General features: G+C 68.8%; 18 protein-coding genes and 1 pseudogene (1 of these 19 only partly in view). 7 read left to right on the top strand and 12 right to left on the bottom strand.

Going from position 1 to position 17,079, the window contains the following annotated elements; genetic code table 11:
* The 3 genes from OG953_RS33130 to OG953_RS33120 form a co-directional block, all read left to right on the top strand.
* Positions 1-646 carry the 3' portion of a sporulation protein gene (locus OG953_RS33130; RefSeq protein WP_405688911.1) on the top strand. It extends 137 nt beyond the left edge of the window, so 646 of the gene's 783 nt are visible here — the last part of the coding sequence; the start codon falls outside the window, past its left edge; its stop codon occupies positions 644-646.
* A gap of 52 nt (positions 647-698) precedes the next feature.
* Complete coding sequence (locus tag OG953_RS33125) at positions 699-1,229, top strand: YbhB/YbcL family Raf kinase inhibitor-like protein (protein ID WP_405688910.1); 531 nt, start codon at positions 699-701, stop codon at positions 1,227-1,229.
* Positions 1,230-1,385: 156 nt separating this feature from the next.
* A complete protein-coding gene (locus OG953_RS33120) occupies positions 1,386-1,892 on the top strand; it encodes an HNH endonuclease (RefSeq protein ID WP_093895792.1) in 507 nt (168 codons plus the stop codon).
* Between the two features lie 61 nt (positions 1,893-1,953).
* Here OG953_RS33120 and OG953_RS33115 read toward each other — a convergent pair whose 3' ends face one another.
* The 4 genes from OG953_RS33115 to OG953_RS33100 all read right to left on the bottom strand — a co-directional run bounded on the left by OG953_RS33115 (position 1,954) and on the right by OG953_RS33100 (position 5,176).
* Positions 1,954-2,721 (bottom strand): sulfite exporter TauE/SafE family protein, encoded by a 768-nt coding sequence (locus OG953_RS33115; protein WP_405688909.1) that lies wholly within the window; start codon positions 2,719-2,721, stop codon positions 1,954-1,956.
* A gap of 62 nt (positions 2,722-2,783) precedes the next feature.
* Positions 2,784-3,713 carry an SPFH domain-containing protein gene (locus OG953_RS33110; RefSeq protein WP_072482952.1) on the bottom strand — a complete coding sequence of 310 codons (930 nt, stop codon included), beginning with the start codon at positions 3,711-3,713 and terminating at the stop codon, positions 2,784-2,786.
* A 146-nt stretch (positions 3,714-3,859) separates the two neighbouring features.
* Positions 3,860-4,288, bottom strand: a complete 429-nt coding sequence (locus OG953_RS33105; protein WP_405688907.1) for an NfeD family protein — start codon at positions 4,286-4,288, stop codon at positions 3,860-3,862.
* A 90-nt stretch (positions 4,289-4,378) separates the two neighbouring features.
* A complete protein-coding gene (locus tag OG953_RS33100) occupies positions 4,379-5,176 on the bottom strand; it encodes an ABC transporter ATP-binding protein (protein WP_405688906.1) in 798 nt (265 codons plus the stop codon).
* Positions 5,177-5,319: 143 nt separating this feature from the next.
* On the opposite strand from OG953_RS33100, the gene OG953_RS33095 reads away from it, so the two are divergent.
* Complete coding sequence (locus OG953_RS33095; RefSeq protein WP_405688904.1) at positions 5,320-6,099, top strand: hypothetical protein; 780 nt, start codon at positions 5,320-5,322, stop codon at positions 6,097-6,099.
* Between the two features lie 143 nt (positions 6,100-6,242).
* On the opposite strand, the gene OG953_RS33090 is transcribed toward OG953_RS33095, so the two are convergent.
* The 3 genes from OG953_RS33090 to OG953_RS33080 all read right to left on the bottom strand — a co-directional run bounded on the left by OG953_RS33090 (position 6,243) and on the right by OG953_RS33080 (position 8,419).
* The gene (locus OG953_RS33090; protein ID WP_383975355.1) at positions 6,243-6,491 is read right to left on the bottom strand and encodes a chaplin; all 249 of its coding nucleotides are present in this window, start codon (positions 6,489-6,491) and stop codon (positions 6,243-6,245) included.
* A gap of 145 nt (positions 6,492-6,636) precedes the next feature.
* A complete protein-coding gene (locus tag OG953_RS33085; protein WP_327275980.1) occupies positions 6,637-7,281 on the bottom strand; it encodes a response regulator transcription factor in 645 nt (214 codons plus the stop codon).
* A complete protein-coding gene (locus OG953_RS33080; RefSeq protein WP_405688903.1) occupies positions 7,274-8,419 on the bottom strand; it encodes a GAF domain-containing sensor histidine kinase in 1,146 nt (381 codons plus the stop codon). The genes OG953_RS33085 and OG953_RS33080 overlap by 8 nt, the downstream gene beginning before the upstream one ends.
* A 411-nt stretch (positions 8,420-8,830) precedes the next feature.
* Between OG953_RS33080 and OG953_RS33075 the strand changes: the two are divergent.
* Positions 8,831-9,136, top strand: a pseudogene (locus OG953_RS33075) (S-adenosylmethionine:tRNA ribosyltransferase-isomerase); the annotation flags it as partial.
* Between the two features lie 287 nt (positions 9,137-9,423).
* Positions 9,424-10,209: a transglycosylase SLT domain-containing protein gene (locus tag OG953_RS33070; protein ID WP_405688902.1), complete on the top strand. Its 786-nt coding sequence runs from the start codon at positions 9,424-9,426 to the stop codon at positions 10,207-10,209.
* Positions 10,210-10,305: 96 nt separating this feature from the next.
* Here OG953_RS33070 and OG953_RS33065 read toward each other — a convergent pair whose 3' ends face one another.
* A complete protein-coding gene (locus OG953_RS33065; RefSeq protein ID WP_405688901.1) occupies positions 10,306-12,894 on the bottom strand; it encodes an FHA domain-containing protein in 2,589 nt (862 codons plus the stop codon).
* A gap of 387 nt (positions 12,895-13,281) precedes the next feature.
* Between OG953_RS33065 and serB the strand changes: the two genes are divergently transcribed.
* The gene (gene serB / locus OG953_RS33060; RefSeq protein ID WP_405688900.1) at positions 13,282-14,538 is read left to right on the top strand and encodes a phosphoserine phosphatase SerB; all 1,257 of its coding nucleotides are present in this window, start codon (positions 13,282-13,284) and stop codon (positions 14,536-14,538) included.
* A 103-nt stretch (positions 14,539-14,641) separates the two neighbouring features.
* Here the strand turns inward: serB and OG953_RS33055 are convergent, their stop codons facing one another.
* The 4 genes from OG953_RS33055 to OG953_RS33040 all read right to left on the bottom strand — a co-directional run bounded on the left by OG953_RS33055 (position 14,642) and on the right by OG953_RS33040 (position 17,043).
* Positions 14,642-15,160 carry a histidine phosphatase family protein gene (locus OG953_RS33055; protein ID WP_093895780.1) on the bottom strand — a complete coding sequence of 173 codons (519 nt, stop codon included), beginning with the start codon at positions 15,158-15,160 and terminating at the stop codon, positions 14,642-14,644.
* Positions 15,161-15,234: 74 nt separating this feature from the next.
* Positions 15,235-15,441: a hypothetical protein gene (locus OG953_RS33050; protein WP_405688899.1), complete on the bottom strand. Its 207-nt coding sequence runs from the start codon at positions 15,439-15,441 to the stop codon at positions 15,235-15,237.
* Between the two features lie 151 nt (positions 15,442-15,592).
* Positions 15,593-15,703, bottom strand: coding sequence for an SGM_5486 family transporter-associated protein (locus OG953_RS33045; RefSeq protein ID WP_093895778.1), 111 nt, complete (start codon positions 15,701-15,703; stop codon positions 15,593-15,595).
* A 26-nt stretch (positions 15,704-15,729) separates the two neighbouring features.
* On the bottom strand, positions 15,730-17,043 hold the full coding sequence (locus OG953_RS33040; protein WP_405688898.1) for a CynX/NimT family MFS transporter: 1,314 nt from the start codon (positions 17,041-17,043) through the stop codon (positions 15,730-15,732).
* Positions 17,044-17,079: the final 36 nt, after the last annotated feature.

Raw genomic sequence — 17,079 nt, 5'->3', positions numbered from 1 at the left:
GATCGAGGGGCTCTCCGTCGGTCTGCAGGCCCGGGTCGAGGTCGAGGGCCAGGACACGGAGACGAAGCAGGACATCGAGTTCACCAAGCTTCGGCTCGGTGGCGCGTTCGAGGTGCGTGCCGGTGCCGTGCACGTCGTACCGTTCGGGCTCGAAATTCCGTGGGAGACGCCGATCACGATGTTCGCCGGTCAGCATCTGCACGGCATGAACATTGGCGTGACCACGGAGCTGGAGATCGCGCGGGCGCTGGACTCGGGCGACCTGGACCCGATCAATGTGCACCCGCTCCCGGCCCAGCAGGCCATTCTCGACGCTTTCGGGCAGCTCGGCTTCGGCTTCCGCAGTGCGGACATGGAGCGCGGCCACATTCGCGGTACGCGCCAGCGGCTGCCGTTCTACCAGGAGATCGAGTTCTTCCCGCCGCAGCAGTACCGCGGGCTGAACCAGGTGGAGCTGACGTTCGTCGCGGACGACCGCGAGATGGACGTCGTCCTGGAGATGGACAAGAAGCCGGGGCTCTTCAGCGAGGGCAGCGACTCGTACCGCGCGTTCAAGGTCGGGCTGAACGACTTCCAGGGGACCGACTGGGCGGCGTACCTCAATCAGTGGCTCGCCCAGGTCGGCAGTCAGCGCAACTGGCTCTAGGGTCGGTGGGAGACCTGCTGACAGCAGTAGAGCGATCAGGAGAGGTGCTGACGTGACCGAACCGAAGAGGGCGCCGCTGCCGCACGACTTCCATCCCGAGGTGCCGTCGTTCAGGGTGGTGAGCGAGGATCTCGCGCCTGGGGCTGTACTGGCGGATGCCCAGGTATTCGCGGCCGGGAACACTTCGCCGCAGCTGCGGTGGGAGGGATTCCCGGATCGGACCAAGAGTTTCGCCGTGACCTGCTTCGATCCCGATGCTCCTACGGGCAGCGGATTCTGGCACTGGGTGCTCTTCGACATCCCGGCGTCGGTCACGGAGCTGCCGGCCGGTGCGGGCAGCGGGAAGTTCGAGGGCCTGCCGGCCGGTGCCGTACAGGTCCGTAACGACTACGGGTCGAAGGACTTCGGCGGCGCTGCGCCGCCGGCCGGTGAGATCCACCGCTACGTCTTCACCGTGTACGCGGTGGACAGCGAGAAGCTGGGGGTCGACAGCAATGTGTCGCCCGCGGTCGTCGGATTCAATCTGCGGTTCCACACGCTGGGCCGTGCTCAGCTGATCGGTGAGTACACGGGTCCCGCCTAGTACCCGGTGATCCGAGAGTTCCCCTGCTGTTTGCCCTGCCCTGGTCCTGGAGAGATCAGGGCAGGGCATTTTTTATTGCGTTGTCCATCACGGCCTGCCCGGCCAGAGTTGATCCGAGCCTGCCAGGGGGCGGGCGGCACACGGGAGGTGGGCGAGATGCGGGACACGCTGGTACTGAACGCGAGCTTCGAGCCGCTGTCGACGGTGACACTGAACCGTGCGGTGGTGCTGATTCTGCAGGACAAGGCTGTCGTCGAGCAGTCGCACCCCGATCTCCGTATGCGTGGCGCCGCCGTGGACATTCCGGTGCCCCGGGTGATCAGGCTCTGCCGGTACGTACGGGTGCCGTTCCGAAGACAGGCTCCGTGGTCCAGAAGGGGCGTGCTGATACGGGACCAGCACCGGTGCGCGTACTGCGGGCGGCGGGCGAGCACCGTCGACCATGTGGTGCCGCGTGCCCAGGGCGGTCAGGACACCTGGCTGAACACGGTGGCGTCCTGCGCCGAGGACAATCACCGCAAGGCGGCCCGGACGCCGGAGCAGGCGGGGATGCCGCTGCTGCGGCAGCCGTTCGTACCGTCTCCGGCGGAGGCGATGCTGCTGGCTCTGGGGGCCGGTGAGCGGTCGGCGCTGCCGGAGTGGCTGGACCGCACCGCAGCGTAGTCGGCGTACGCATGTGGTCGTATGGGATGCCCGCATCCTTGCGGAAGCGGGCATCCGTGTGTCAGCGGAGCAGCAGCTGGACGATGGCGACCGTGCCGACCGCAACGACGAGTATGCGCAGAACGGTGGGGCTGAGGCGGCGGCCGATCTTGGCGCCGAGCTGGCCGCCGAGTGCGGAGCCGATCGCGATCAGTGCTACGGCCGTCCAGTCGAAGTCCGCGACGAAGAGGAAGAAGAGCGCGGCGATGCTGTTGACGACGGCGGCCAGGACGTTCTTGACGGCATTGAGACGCTGCATCGTGTCGTCGAGCAGCATGCCCATCAGGGAGAGGTAGATGATGCCCTGGGCGGCGGTGAAGTAGCCGCCGTAGACGCTGGCGAGCATCAGTCCGACGAAGAGGAGCGGGCCGCCGTCGGGGCGGGCGGGGGTGCCGGTATGTTCGCGTCGGCGCTGGACCGCTTTGCTGATGCATGGTTGCAGAATGACCAGGACGAGGGCCAGGGCCACCAGGATCGGCACGATCGTCTCGAAGGCCGTGGAGGGCAGGGCCAGCAGCAGGGTGGCCCCGGTGAGGCCGCCGATCAGGGCGCCGATGGCGAGCTTGAGGACGCGGCGGCCCTGTCCTGCGAGTTCCTCGCGGTAGCCGATGGCCCCGCTGATGGAACCGGGGATCAGGCCGAGGGCGTTGGAGACGGTGGCCGTGACCGGGGGCAGGCCGGTGGCGAGCAGCACCGGGAAGGTGATCAGCGTTCCCGATCCGACGATCGCATTGATCGTGCCGGCGCTGATGCCCGCGACGAAGACGGCGAGCATCTCCCAGGTGGTCATGGTGAATCCCCCGTGCATGATCGGTGCTTGGTGCACTGATCATGCACGAGGGCGTGTACGCGTCATTCGACCGGGGGCTGCTCTCGGCGTTCCTTGCCGGTGTCGAATCCGGGGGCGCCGTTACCGAGGTTACCGAAGGCCCCACTGAGGCCCTTGAGGGCGTCGCCGATCTCGCTGGGCACGATCCAGAGCTTGTTGGCGTCGCCCTCGGCGATCTTCGGGAGCATCTGGAGGTACTGGTACGAAAGGAGCTTCTGGTCCGGGTCGCCGGCGTGGATGGACTCGAAGACGGTACGGATGGCCTGGGCCTCACCCTCGGCGCGCAGGGCCGAGGCCTTGGCCTCACCTTCGGCGCGCAGGATCGCGGACTGCTTCTCGCCCTCGGCGGTGAGGATCGCGGACTGCCGGGTTCCTTCGGCCTGGAGGATCGCGGCGCGCTTGTCGCGGTCGGCGCGCATCTGCTTCTCCATCGAGTCCTGGATGGAGGTGGGCGGTTCGATCGCCTTGAGCTCGACGCGGTTGACGCGGATGCCCCACTTGCCGGTCGCCTCGTCAAGGACTCCGCGGAGGGCGGCGTTGATCTCCTCGCGGGAGGTCAGGGTCCGCTCCAGGTCCATGCCACCGATGATGTTGCGAAGGGTGGTGACGGTGAGCTGCTCGATCGCCTGGATGTAGCTGGCGACTTCGTAGGTCGCGGCCCTTGCGTCGGTCACCTGGTAGTAGATGACGGTGTCGATGTTGACGACCAGGTTGTCCTGGGTGATCACCGGCTGGGGCGGGAACGGCACGACCTGTTCACGGAGGTCGATGCGGTTCCTGATGGAGTCGATGAATGGAACGACGATGTTCAGGCCTGCGTTGAGCGTGCGGGTGTAGCGGCCGAAGCGTTCCACGATGGCGGCGCTGGCCTGCGGGATGACCTGGATCGTCTTGATCAGGGCGATGAAGACGAGCACCACCAGAATGATCAGGACGATGATGATCGGTTGCATCGTGTTCCTCGTTGCCCTTCGGTTGCCGACGGATCGCGATGATCGAGGTCGAGTTCGCGGGAGGGGCCGTATGCCTCGACGGCCCCGATCTCATGATGATCGACATCGAGTCTGACAGAACGCGCTCTGCTGTGTGGGTGGTTCGGTCACATGACGACTGCCGTAGCTCCGTCGATGTCGACGACATCGACCTGTTGGCCCGGATCGAAGCTCTGGCCCTCGTCGAGTGCGCGGGCGGACCAGATCTCTCCGGCCAGCTTGATCCGGCCGCCGCTGCCGTCGACCCGTTCCAGGACGACTGCCTGACGACCTTTCAGCGCATCGATGCCGGTGGCGAGTTGAGGCCGGTCGGCACGGTGTCTGGCGGCGATCGGGCGGACCACGGCGACGAGGGCCACGGAGACCGCGACGAATACCAGTACTTGGGCCACGATGCCGCCGCCGAGTGCCGCGACGACTGCCGCGGCGACCGCTCCGACAGCGAACATGCCGAACTCGGGCATCGCGGTCAGGACGAGCGGGATGCCCAGTCCCACCGCGCCGATCAGCCACCACACCCACGCGTCGATGTCCACGTGGTCATGGTAGGACTGCGGGTGCCCTCGCGGACAGGGCGCGGGCGGGCGGCTGTGGCGTTGTGTCCGGAGAGCGTCGTCCGGCTGCGGCTACGAGAGTGGCAGTCCGCGGGCCGTGTAGCGGTCGCCGGTGTGCTCGACGACGAGCGGCAGGCCGAAGCAGTGGGAGAGGTTGCGGGAGCTGAGCTCGGTCTCCATGGGGCCCGCGGCGAGCACCTTGCCCTGGCGGATCATCAGGACGTGGGTGAAGCCGGGGGCGATCTCCTCGACATGGTGGGTGACCATGATCATGGAGGGGGCGTACGGGTCGCGGGCCAGTCGGCCGAGGCGGCGGACCAGGTCCTCGCGGCCCCCGAGGTCGAGACCCGCGGCGGGCTCGTCGAGGAGCAGCAGCTCGGGGTCGGTCATCATGGCGCGGGCGATCAGCGTGCGCTTGCGCTCACCCTCGGACAGGGTGCCGAACTTGCGGTCGAGGTACTCGGTCATGCCGAGCCGGTCGAGGAAGGCGCGGGCGCGCTCCTCGTCGACGGCTTCGTAGTTCTCGTGCCAGGTGGCGGTCATGCCGTAGGCGGCGGTGAGCACCGTCTGCAGAACGGTCTGGCGCCGGGGCAGCTTCTCCGCCATGGCGATGCCCGCGATACCGATGCGCGGGCGGAGTTCGAAGACATCGGTGCCGACACCGCCGAGCTGCTCACCGAGGATCTTGGCGATGCCGGTGCTCGGGAAGAGGTAGCTGGACGCGATGTTGAGGAGGGTGGTCTTGCCGGCGCCGTTCGGGCCGAGGATGACCCAGCGCTCCCCCTCCTTGACCTGCCAGGAGACGTCGTCCACCAGAGCGCGTCCGTCGCGGACCACGGATACGTCCACCAGCTCCAGTACATCGCTCATGGCGCGTTGTCTCCCCATGCAGTGTCGAGATCGTCGCGTGCCTGTGGGCACAGCTCCCAGGGAAATCTACGCCACCGCAGGAGAGCTCCCGGCGCTGGGCCCGTGTGACGACAGGCCCCGGATCCGTTCCCTAGGCTGTTCCCATGCTTTCGGAACCACGCTCAGGACTGCTGGCCGCTTGGGGAAACGCACTGCTGGCCGGACTTGTGCCGCCGGACGACGCTGCGCTCGCCATTGTCGGGGAGGACGCGGTGCACCGCGTCGAGGGACTGCCGGGTGAGACGGGGCCTGTCGGGCTCACGCTGGCGCTCGGGCGGTTGCGGAGTCTGGGGGTGACCGGTTTTCGGGTCGCGCTGCCGGCGCCCGGGCATCCACTGGGGCTGAGCGGGCCACCGGACTTCAATGCGCGGGCGTTGGATGCCGGGGAGGCGGTGGTCGCGTTCGGTGTGCCGTACGGGCTGGTTCCCGAGGTGCGTGAGGCGGGCCCGGCCGGGGATCTGCACGTCGAGGTGGTGTGGCGTTGTCTGCCGGTACGGGAGGCGCCGCCGGCCGATGTGCCGTCGCTGGGTGAGGCGGAGCGGGAGCTCGCCGAGGCGTTGCGGGATGCGACAGCGGTGCTGTCGCGGTTGGATGTGGCCGGTTCCGGGCCGGTGGCGGAGGCGGCGGTGGATGCGTACCGGGCGCGGACGGAGCGGGGGCGCGAGGTGCTGGCTCCGGGGTATCCGCCGCGGGCGGTGCGGGTGCTTGAGCTGGCGCAGCGGGTCGGGCTGTTGATCTCGGTGGCGTACGAGAACGGGCACGGCGGGGCGGTGAGTGCGTCGGAGATCGCGGCTCGGCAGGAGGCGCTGAGGCCGGTGGAGCGGGTGGCCCGGCGGGCGCAGGTTGCCGCGTACAACGCGTATGTGGAGGAGCGGGAACGATAGGCCTGGGCGAGGTGCCTTGTTACCCGGAGCCGTCCTGGAGCCGTTTCGTCCTCGATCGCCGTACGGGCTCGATGGTGCCGGAGTGGGCTTCGGATGTCGCCGGGCGGGCTCGATGCGCCCGGCGACACAGGACCGTGGGTCGGTCAGCCGTTCAGGCCGAAGTTGCCGAAGGCCGGGTTGAGCAGGCCGATCACGTTGACAGTGTTGCCGACCACGTTCGCCGGAATGTGCACCGGGACCTGGACGACGTTGCCGCTGACCACGCCCGGGGAGTGGGTCGCGGCGCCGTGGGCGCCGGCGCCGTGGCCGGTGGCGGAGGCCGCGCCGGCGCCGGCGGCGATGATTCCACCGGCGATCATGGTGACGGCTGCGGCCTTCTTCAGGTTCTTCACTTCAGGATCCTCCTAGCGTGGCTGCGGCCAGCCGCCGCAGCACCCTGGAGAACGCCTCGGGGTCGAACAGGTTGCGCCGTCCGGGTGACATACACCCGACAGTATGAATCTCGGTCCGGAGGGAGACAGTCCGCTTCGGTGCCGGTCAGCCCGCCGCTCCGTGCCGGACGGCCCAGAGTGCCGCCTGGGTCCGGTCCGACAGATCCAGCTTCATCAGAATGTTCGAGACGTGTGTCTTGACGGTCTTCTCGGAGAGGACCAGTGCCCTCGCGATCTCGCGGTTGGACCGGCCGTCGGCGATCAGGCCCAGTACCTCCCGCTCCCGTTCGGTGAGGGTGCTCCCCCGGCCCGTACCGCCACCCGCGTCGTCCTGGGCGAGCAGGGCTCCCGCGACCTCCGGCTGGAGCAGGACGTGGCCCGCGTACACCGAGCGGATGGCGCCGGCCAGGGCGTCCGGGTCGACGTCCTTGTATACGTAACCGGAAGCTCCGGCTCGCAGGGCGGGGACCACGGTGCGCTGCTCGGTGAAGCTGGTGACGATGAGGACCTTGGCCGGGTTCTCCAGCTCGCGGAGCTTGCGCAGGGCCTCGATCCCGTCGGTGCCGGGCATCTTGATGTCCATCAGGACGACGTCGGGGCGGAGCTCCTCGGTCCTGGCCACCCCCTCGGCGCCGTCGGACGCCTCGCCGACCACTTCTATGTCGTCCTGGATCTCCAGGAATGTACGCAGACCGCGGCGGACCACCTGGTGGTCGTCGACCAGCAGCACCCTGATGATCTTGTCAGCCACCGGGTACCTCCATCTCGATCGTGGTGCCCTTGCCGGGCGCCGATTCAACGGTGAGCCTTCCGCCGACACCGCTTGCGCGGTCCCGCATCGATACCAGGCCCAGGTGGCGGCCTGCCTGCCGGGTCGCCGAGGGTTCGAAGCCACTGCCGTCGTCGGTGATCCGCAGCAGCGTGCCGCTGCCGTGCCGGGCCAGGGTGACGTCGACGTGCTCGGCGCCCGAGTGGCGCAGTGCGTTGTGCAGGGCCTCCTGGGAGACCCGGAGCAGCGCTTCTTCCTGGGCTGCGGGCAGGGCCCGTACGCCCAGGCTCTCGAAGGTGACCCGGGCCGCGTGGGCACGGTCCAGGACCTGGATCTGGGTCCGGAGTGTGGCAATGAGGCCGTCCTCGTCGAGCGCGGCCGGGCGCAGTTCGACGACGGCGGCGCGCAGCTCGTCCACGGCTTCCGCGGCGAGCGCGGCGACCTGGTGGAGCTCGCCCTTGGCGCGGGCCGGGTCGCGGTCCACCAGGGCGGTGGCGGCCTGGGCCGTCAGCCGCAGCGAGAACAGCTTCTGGCTGACCGCGTCGTGCAGCTCATGGGCGAGCCGGGAGCGCTCCTCGGCGATGGTCAGCTCACGACTGCGTTCATACAGCCGGGCGTTGGTGAGGGCGATCGCCGCATGCTGCGCAAGGATCGACAGCAGTTCCTCGTCCTCGGCGGTGAAGCCGCAGCTGCCCTCGGGTTTGGGGCAGCGCTTGTTGGCGAGGAAGAGCGCGCCGATGATCTCGTCGCCGTCCCTGATGGGCAGGCCGAGGAAGTCGGACATGTCGGGGTGGGCGGCGGGCCAGCCCTCGAAGCGGGGATCCTTGCGGACGTCGGCAAGTCGCTCGGGCTTCGCCTCGTGGAGCATCGCGGCGAGGATGCCGTGCTGCCGGGGCAGGGGACCGATGGCCTTCCACTGTTCGTCGCTGACGCCGTCGACGACGAACTGGGCGAAGCCGCCGTGGTCGTCGGGGACGCCCAGGGCGGCGTACTCGGCGTCCAGCAGCCGGCGGGCCGAGGCGACGATCGTCTTCAGGACATCACGCACTTCGAGATGCCGGCTCATGGCGAGCAGCGCGGCGCTCACCGCTGCGAGGCCCGACTGTGGGCGATGACTCATGGCCTCACCGTACCGGCGGGGCGGGGACGCCGTATCGGCCTGTGGACGGTGCCGATCGGGACGCAGGGACTAGGTCCGGTCCAGGTCCTGTCGGCCTGAGCCGAAGTGCCTTGTGGTGGTGCGGCTCTTGAACGAGGCGCGGTGTGGGGCGGCTTTTCCGCGTTGGGGGGTGCCGAGGTTCATCGGGCTGGGGCGCGCACTGAGAGCGGAACCCGCGCAGCGGGGCTGGGATCTGGTGCTGGCTGCCAGGTCGCCAGGGGTGCCGGCGCGGACCGTGAAGGAGCCGGCTGACCGGTACGTGACGCAGGTGGTCGGCATTGCCGGGGAAGTCATGGACGCCGGGCACCGAGCGGAGCCGACGGCGGCCGCCCGGGGCTCGGCAGGCCCGATCTGCTGGTGAGCAATATGAGTGCGCTGGGTACGACGGCGGTGCGGGCGCCGGAGTCGTCGGCCGGGGCGGACGGGGTGGTGCGGGCAGCCTCGGGGTGGACGGATCTGGTGGTGACACCGCAGCGCGGCGTGCGGACGGTGGACGGCCGGCTGACCGGGCTGCACGAGCCCGAGGCCTCGCATCTGCTGATGCTGGAAGCGGTCGCGGGGCGGGATGCCCTGGCCTACGGATACGCCCAGGCGCTGCGCCATCAGTACCTCTGGTGGCATGAGTCCGGGGACGTCCAACTGCTTCCAGAGCAGGAGCCTCACACTCCGAATTGCTGAAGCAACGGTTGGTGAGTTTGTTACACGGCCGATGTGAGGCCGGGCATAGGACCCACGTCACTTACGAAGTCGGCTAGTGGGTGCATAAGCGCCACATCAGTGGGCATGAGCGCGGACCGTCACGTTCGAGCGCCGCCCTGATCCACTATCCGAGGTCGTACGTCACACCTTTGCCACAGGATTTTGCTGACGCTAAGAATTGCACTCGTCCCCGACGGAGATGCGAAAACACCCGCTTCCCGTCTTCGTCCTCCGTGAGGACTCCCGCGATTCGTTAGAGGTCCTGTATGTCCGTGTCCAGCATCCCCGGCCGTCGTCGTCGCCTGAACAAGACCCAGAAGCTCTCCGTCGCGGGTATCTCCGCCATCGCTGTCGCATCGCTCTCGTTCTCGCTCGTCCCCGCCAATGCCGAAGGCAAGCCCGAGGCGCAGACCCCCGTGTCCGCCGCCCCCGTGGCCCTGGCATCGGTCGCCGGTACTCCGCAGGTCAAGACCGTGCAGGCCAGCATCATCGAGCAGCACTCCACCGCCGAGAAGCTGGTGAAGGCCGCCGACCTCGCCAGGGCCGAGGAAGCCGCCGCCGTCAAGGCGAAGGCCCAGGCCGCCGCGAAGGCCAAGGCCGCCGCCGCTGCCGAGGTCCAGGCCCGTGCCGAGGCGAAGGCCGAGGCTGCCGCCCGGGCGAAGGCCAAGGCCGCCGCCGAGCGCACCGAGACGCAGGCCGCAAGCCGCGCCGAGGCCCGTACCCCGGTCTACGCCAACAACCTGGACGGCTGGATCAGCCAGGCCTTGGCCATCATGAAGGCCCACGGCATCCCCGGCTCGTACGACGGTCTGCACCGCAACATCATGCGGGAGTCCACCGGCAACCCGAACGCGGTCAACGGCTGGGACATCAACGCCCAGAACGGCACCCCGTCCTGCGGCCTGCTGCAGGTCATCCAGCCGACGTTCAACGCCTACCACGTCCCCGGCACCTCGACGAACATCTACGACCCGGTCGCCAACATCACCGCCGCGGCCAACTACGCCGCCGACCGTTACGGCTCGATCGACAACGTCAACAGCGCGTACTGATCGACTCCGGGCCTCCTCGGACGACATGCGTATACGCCGAAGGGCGGCGCCCCTTGCGGGGTGCCGCCCTTCGGTGTTCCGTGCCGGTGCCCGCGGCTACTTGCGCATGACCTCCGGCTCATGGCGGCGCAGCAGTCGCGCGACCGCGATGCCGCAGATGATGCCGAGGAGCAGCAGTACCGAGATGTTCATCCCCCACTGACCGGCCGAGTGCTCCCACAGCGGGTCCAGGTCGGTCGGGTTCTTCGGGTCCCACGGCGCCATGAGGTGCGAGAGGTCGAGCGTCGTGCCCGCGCCGGCGATGGCCCAGCGGGACGGCATCAGCCAGGCGAACTGCTCCAGGCCGGGCGATCCGTACACCTGGAAGAGGATGCCGGTGAAGACGACCTGGACGATGGCGAACATGACCAGCAGCGGCATGGTCTTCTCGGCGGTCTTCACCAGCGAGGAGATCACCAGGCCGAACATCATCGAGGTGAAGCCGAGCACGATGATCGTCAGGCAGAGCTCGACGGCCGGCGGCATGATCAGGCCCTCTGCGGGCAGCTCGCGGGTGGCGAAGCCGATGCCGCAGATGATGACGCCCTGGATGGCCGTGATCACGCCGAGGACGATCACCTTGGACATCAGATAGGCGGAGCGGGACAGACCGGTGGCCCGTTCCCGTTCATAGATGACGCGTTCCTTGATCAGTTCTCGTACGGAGTTGGCCGCACCGGAGAAGCACATGCCGACCGCGAGGATCAGCATGATCGTTCCGGCAGCTCCGTTGAACCGGGACGGCGGCTTCGGCGGGGCCAGGCCGAAGTCTGCCGGGATGACCACGCTGACGACGCCGAGCACGGCGGGCAGGATCACCATCAGGCCCATGAAGCCCTTGTCGGACGCGATCACCGAGATGTAGCGGCGCATCAGCGTCCACAGCTGAGCCGTCCAGCCCTGCGGCTTCGGCGGGCGCATCTGCTGCGGGGGCGGCATGTGTACGGACTGTGCGGCGACGGCGTCGATGTCCGCGGCGTACATCTGGTAGTGCTGCGAACCACGCCAGCGGCCCGCCCAGTCGTAGTCGCGGTAGTTCTCGAACGCGGAGAAGACGTCGGCCCAGGTGGTGTAGCCGAAGAAGTTGAGCGCTTCCTCCGGCGGACCGAAGTAGGCGACGGAACCGCCCGGCGCCATGACGAGCAGCTTGTCGCAGATCGCCAGCTCGGCGACGGAGTGTGTGACGACGAGGACCGTACGGCCGTCGTCGGCCAGGCCGCGCAGCAGCTGCATGACATCGCGGTCCATGCCCGGGTCGAGGCCGGAGGTCGGCTCGTCCAGGAAGATCAGCGACGGCTTCGTGAGCAGCTCCAGGGCCACGGAGACACGCTTGCGCTGGCCGCCGGAGAGCGAGGTGACCTTCTTGTCCTTGTGGATGTCGAGCTTGAGCTCGGCAAGGACTTCGAGGATCCGGGCCTGGCGCTCGGCCTCGGTGGTGTCCGCAGGAAAACGGAGCTTGGCCGCGTACTTGAGGGCCTTGGTGACCGTGAGTTCCTTGTGCAGGATGTCGTCCTGCGGGACCAGACCGATGCGCTGGCGCAGCTCGGCGAACTGCTTGTACAGGTTGCGGTTGTCGTAGAGGACATCGCCCTGGTTGGCGGGCCGGTAGCCGGTGAGTGCCTTGAGCAGGGTGGACTTGCCGGATCCTGACGGGCCGATGACCGCGACGAGCGACTTCTCCGGGACGCCGAAGGAGACGTCCTTGAGGATCTGCTTCCCGCCGTCGACCGTCACCGTGAGGTGGCGGGCGGAGAAGGAGACCTCACCGGTGTCGACGAACTCTTCCAGCCGGTCGCCGACCAGGCGGAAGGTCGAGTGGCCGACGCCGACGATGTCGTTCGGGCCGATGAGCGCGGAGCCGGACTTGGAGAGCGGCTGGCCGTTGACGTAGGTGCCGTTGTGGGATCCGAGGTCACGAATCTCGAAGCGGCCGTCGGGCGTCGCGTGGAACTCGGCGTGGTGGCGCGAGACCTGGAGGTCGGAGACGACCAGTTCGTTCTCGAGCGCACGACCGATGCGCATGACACGGCCGAGGGCCAGCTGGTGGAACGTGGTCGGGCTGCGGTCGCCGTACACCGGCGGGGCCCCCGCGACACCGCCGGGCCCGCCCGCGCCGGGCATCTTCGCCATGCCCTGCTGATGCGGGACCTGGGGCTGTTGGGGCTGCGCGGGCTGCTGTTGCGGCTGGACCTGAGGGGCCTGCTGCCAGCCCTGCTGCGGCTGTTGCTGCTGCGGCGGAACGGGGGCCTGCTGGCCGGGCCAGCCGGCGCCACCCTGCCGGGGCTGCTGAACAGGGGCCTGCTGCGCGCCCGCGCCCTGCCCGCTGTACACATCGGCACCCGCTGCGGCGCCGATGCTCAGCCGCGGTCCGTCAGTGGCATTGCCCAGGTGCACGGCGGAGCCGGGCCCGATCTCCAGTTGATGGATCCGCCGGCCCTGCACATAGGTGCCGTTGGTGCTGCCGTGGTCCTCGATGAACCAACTGTGGCCCCCCCAGCTGATCGTGGCGTGCCGCCACGACACCCTGGCGTCGTCGATCGTCAGGTCGCCCTGCGGATCGCGCCCAAGGGTGTACGACCTGGACGGATCGAGCGTCCAGGTCCTGCCATTCAATTCCAGTACGAGTTCCGGCACTCCGCGCCCCACTAGTTGTCCCCCGAGTTACCCCCGTCACGGGAGTCTAGGGATGCTGAACATCGTGGGGAACTATTCCAGGAGGGGTCCCCGATACGAAAGCCGGGCGGGGTGAAGGCCCTGCCGAGACCTGCGTCGTTGTGCCGTCGAATCGGGAGGAACGGGATCGGAGAGTGGCAAGTCCCATGAGTGCGTATGAGTGCGTGCGGACCGTGAGCGAACAGGCCGGCCCGAGGCACCCCGGTCCGCTCGGATCCGCCCTCGGTCGCCGGGCGTGCCCGAGCGTGTGCCGTCCGTCGCCCTGCCTCTGCTCCGGGCGGGGGTACGGGGACGACGCGCTGTCCGGTCCTCGGGACGGGCCTCCGGTGCGATGAGGCGGACCGATACGGTGGGAGCACCATGAGCGCATCTCAGCCACCTCAGTCTTCCCCGTCTCCTGAGCCCCCTGAGTCCCGTCAGGGCACGGACACACCCACCCTTCTCGTGAAGATCTTCGGGAAGGACCGCCCCGGAATCACCGCTGGGCTCTTCGACACCCTCGCCGCCTACTCGGTCGATGTCGTCGACATCGAGCAGGTCGTCACCCGTGGCCGCATCGTCCTGTGCGCGCTGGTCACCGCCCCGACCGCGGGCGGCACCACCGAGGGCGACCTGCGGGCGACCGTGCACAGCTGGGCCGATTCGCTGAAGCTGCAGGCCGAGATCATCTCCGGTACGGGTGACAACCGGCCGCGTGGCTACGGACGTTCCCATGTGACGGTGCTCGGGCACCCGTTGACCGCGGAGTCGACCGCCGCCATAGCGGCGACGATCACCTCGACCGGCGGGAACATCGACCGGATCTTCCGGCTCGCGAAGTACCCGGTCACGGCAGTCGAGTTCGCGGTGTCCGGCACCGGGACCGAGGAGCTGAGGACGGCGCTGGCGACGGAGTCCGCCGGGATCGGTGTCGATGTGGCGGTGGTGTCGGCCGGGCTGAGCCGTCGGGCGCAGCGGCTGGTCGTCATGGACGTCGACTCGACGCTCATCCAGGACGAGGTCATCGAGCTCTTCGCCGCCCATGCCGGCTGTGAGGACAAGGTCGCCGAGGTCACCGCGCAGGCGATGCGCGGCGAGCTCGACTTCGAGCAGTCGCTGCACGCACGGGTGGCGCTGTTGGCGGGGCTCGATGTGTCGGTGGTGGACAAGGTGCGCGCCGAGGTGCGGCTGACGCCGGGCGCCCGCACCCTGATCCGTACGCTGAAGCGGCTCGGTTACCAAGTGGGCGTGGTTTCGGGCGGATTCACCCAGGTGACCGACGATCTGAAGGAACGGCTCGGGCTCGACTTCGCCTCCGCCAACACCTTGGAAGTGGTCGACGGAAAGCTCACCGGACGGGTCGTCGGCGACATCGTCGACCGGGCCGGCAAGGCCCGGCTGCTGCGCAGTTTCGCCGCGCAGGCCGGGGTGCCGCTGGCACAGACCGTCGCGATCGGTGACGGTGCGAACGACCTCGACATGCTGAACACCGCCGGGCTCGGGGTGGCCTTCAACGCCAAGCCGGTGGTCCGCAAGGCCGCGCACACCGCGGTGAACGTACCGTTCCTGGACACGGTGCTGTACCTGCTCGGCATCACCCGCGAGGAGGTCGAGGCCGCCGACGGTCTCGTCGACTGACGCGTACCCGCGTACGAGCAGGGCCCCGGTCGTTTCCGTACCGGGGCCCTGCTCGTGCGACAGCGGAAAACCGTAGGGCAGCGGGATCCGTACGACAGCGGGATCAGTCGTTGGGCGTCCAGTACTCGACCAGCTTGCCCACTCCGTGTTCCACGCCCTTCCAGGAGCCGGAGAACTCGACGACGGCGAAGGCGGCGGTCGGGAAGCCGCCGCGGTTCATCCGGGCCAGGGCGTCACCCTCGGCCGATTCCGAGAGGGCGTCGGCGACGGCGTGCATACCGGGGTTGTGGCCGATCACCAGAAGGTCGTGCACATCGTCGGGGGTCTCGTTGATCAGGGCGATCAGTTCGCCGGGAGACGCCTCGTACAGTCGCTCCTCGTACACGGTCCTGGGACGGTGCGGCATCTCGTGCACCGCCAGCTTCCACGTCTCGCGCGTCCTGACAGCGGTCGAGCAGAGGGCCAGATCGAGGACGATCCCGGAGTCGACGAGTTTGCGGCCTGCGACGGGGGCATCCTTGCGGCCGCGCTCCGCGAGCGGCCGCTCATGGTCGGAATCCTGAGACCATTCCGCCTTTGCATGCCTGAGAAGGACGATCCTGCGAGGTGTATCGACGCTCATACACCTCAGCTTCGCACGAAATGTGCCGCCCGGCGCAGGGTGTTGAAGGGCTCCTGCGGTGGGCGCGGGCGCCGTCAGCGGGTCATCAGGGTCATGATTCGCTCAAGCAACCGGCCGACCGCGGGGTCGATCGTCGCCGCGTGCGCCTCGCCGGATCCCATGATCAACAGCAGGAGCGCGGCGAACCCGATCGCGGGCAGCGCGACGGCCCACCACGGCAGCCGGACCTCGACGCTGCCCGTGGCCGGGTGGGTGGACCGGGTGTGCGTACGGGCCGACATGTCCGCCTCCGTGGGTCATCGGTTCTGATACCCAGAACCTACGGATGCGGGGGTGCCGGTCCCATCCGGTGACCCACCCACTTGACCCTGACCCTGGCCCCCTAGGGGTTGGTGGTGCCAGCCCCACCATCGGCCGTCGGGGCCGCGCGGCTCAGGGGGATGCGATCGAGGCGATCACCGCGATGATCACGGTGACCAGCAGCATCGCTCCGAGCACGAGGAGGAGCTTCTTCTGACCGTTCTGGGGATTCGGGTCGAGCACAGGAGACATGGGCTCAGTCTCGCATCTCAGCATTCGTCCTCGATCGTCCGGTCCCGCCCGGCCAGGATTCCGGCCACCATCTGCGGCACCATGAGGCCCGCCATCAGTGCGATCGGCAGCCCCCAGCCACCGCTGTGCTGATGGAGTACGCCGACGAGCAGCGGGCCGGGGATCGAGATCAGATAGCCGGTGGACTGTGCGAACGCGGACAGCCGGACCACTCCGGCGCCGCTGCGGGACCGCATGCCGATCATGGTCAGGGCGAGCGGGAAGGCGCAGTTCGAGATGCCGAGGAGCAGCGCCCAGGCCCAGGCCCCGCCGGCCGGTGCGAGGTAGAGGCCCGCGTATCCGATGAGCCCGCAGCTGCCGAGGAGGACGACTATCGGGCCCTGGGTCTTCATCCGGGTGGCGACCCGAGGGATGACAAAGGCGAGCGGCACGCCCATCGCCATGGTCACGGCGAGCAGAACGCCCGCCGTACCGGCCGAGACCCCCGCGTCGCGGAAGATCTGCGGCATCCATCCCATGGTGATGTACGCGGCGGTGGCCTGCAGGCCGAAGAAGCAGGCCAGACCCCAGGCGGTACGGCTGCGGGTGATCCTGAGAGTCGGGACGTCCTGGTGATGGGCGGCGGACTGCCCGGAGGTACCGCGCCGGTCCCGCACCAGCGGGATCCAGGGCAAAATCGCGGCGGCGGCGAGCACGGCCCAGATGCCGAGGCCCGCCTTCCAGCTGCCGCCCAGCGCATGGGTCATGGGCACGGTCACTGCGGCGGCGAGCGAGGTCCCGAGGGACAGGGCCATCGAGTAGAGCCCGGTCATGGAGCCGACGCGGTCCGGGAACCAGCGCTTGACGATCACCGGCATCAGGACGTTGCTGACGGCGATGCCCATGAGCGCGAGGGCGCTCGCGGCGAGGAAGCCGGCCGTCGAGCCGACGAGGGGCCGGATCACGAGACCGGCCGTGATGGCGATCATGCCGGCGCAGACGACCGCGCCCGGGCCGAAGCGGCGGGCGAGGCGGGGCGCCATGATGCCGAAGATCGCGAAGCAGAGCGGCGGTACGGAGGTGAGGACACCGGCGACGGCGGCGCTCATGTGCAGCCCGTCCTGCACCTCTTCGAGGAGGGCGCCGAGGCTGGTGATGGCAGGGCGGAGGTTGAGCGCGGTGAGGACGAGCCCGATGGTGACCAGCCGGAGCAGCCATGGGGAGGGCCCGGCGGCGGCCTGTGCCGTCTGCGGGGCCTGTGAGGCTTGCGGGGTCGGGGTTTTCGTGGGGGCGTCCGCCGTGATGGCGGGGCTCAGGGTCCGGGTCCGGTACTGGGTCTCGTCGTCGGGCATGAGGCCCATCATAGAATCATGGGATGATTGATTGTC

The sequence above is a fragment of the Streptomyces sp. NBC_00057 genome, from assembly GCF_045041165.1.
In the GTDB taxonomy this organism is placed as follows: domain Bacteria; phylum Actinomycetota; class Actinomycetes; order Streptomycetales; family Streptomycetaceae; genus Streptomyces.
This window is presented reverse-complemented; position numbering and strand designations above follow the sequence as displayed.

What these genes read in the sequence shown, in the direction of transcription:
- OG953_RS33120 (WP_093895792.1), top strand. Translation starts at nt 1,386, where the DNA reads ATGCGGGACACGCTGGTACTGAACGCGAGCTTCGAGCCGCTGTCGACG.
- OG953_RS33115 (WP_405688909.1), bottom strand. Translation starts at nt 2,721, where the DNA reads ATGACCACCTGGGAGATGCTCGCCGTCTTCGTCGCGGGCATCAGCGCC.
- OG953_RS33110 (WP_072482952.1), bottom strand. Translation starts at nt 3,713, where the DNA reads ATGCAACCGATCATCATCGTCCTGATCATTCTGGTGGTGCTCGTCTTC.
- OG953_RS33100 (WP_405688906.1), bottom strand. Translation starts at nt 5,176, where the DNA reads ATGAGCGATGTACTGGAGCTGGTGGACGTATCCGTGGTCCGCGACGGA.
- OG953_RS33095 (WP_405688904.1), top strand. Translation starts at nt 5,320, where the DNA reads ATGCTTTCGGAACCACGCTCAGGACTGCTGGCCGCTTGGGGAAACGCA.
- OG953_RS33080 (WP_405688903.1), bottom strand. Translation starts at nt 8,419, where the DNA reads ATGAGTCATCGCCCACAGTCGGGCCTCGCAGCGGTGAGCGCCGCGCTG.
- OG953_RS33070 (WP_405688902.1), top strand. Translation starts at nt 9,424, where the DNA reads ATGTCCGTGTCCAGCATCCCCGGCCGTCGTCGTCGCCTGAACAAGACC.
- serB (WP_405688900.1), top strand. Translation starts at nt 13,282, where the DNA reads ATGAGCGCATCTCAGCCACCTCAGTCTTCCCCGTCTCCTGAGCCCCCT.
- OG953_RS33055 (WP_093895780.1), bottom strand. Translation starts at nt 15,160, where the DNA reads ATGAGCGTCGATACACCTCGCAGGATCGTCCTTCTCAGGCATGCAAAG.
- OG953_RS33050 (WP_405688899.1), bottom strand. Translation starts at nt 15,441, where the DNA reads ATGTCGGCCCGTACGCACACCCGGTCCACCCACCCGGCCACGGGCAGC.
- OG953_RS33040 (WP_405688898.1), bottom strand. Translation starts at nt 17,043, where the DNA reads ATGCCCGACGACGAGACCCAGTACCGGACCCGGACCCTGAGCCCCGCC.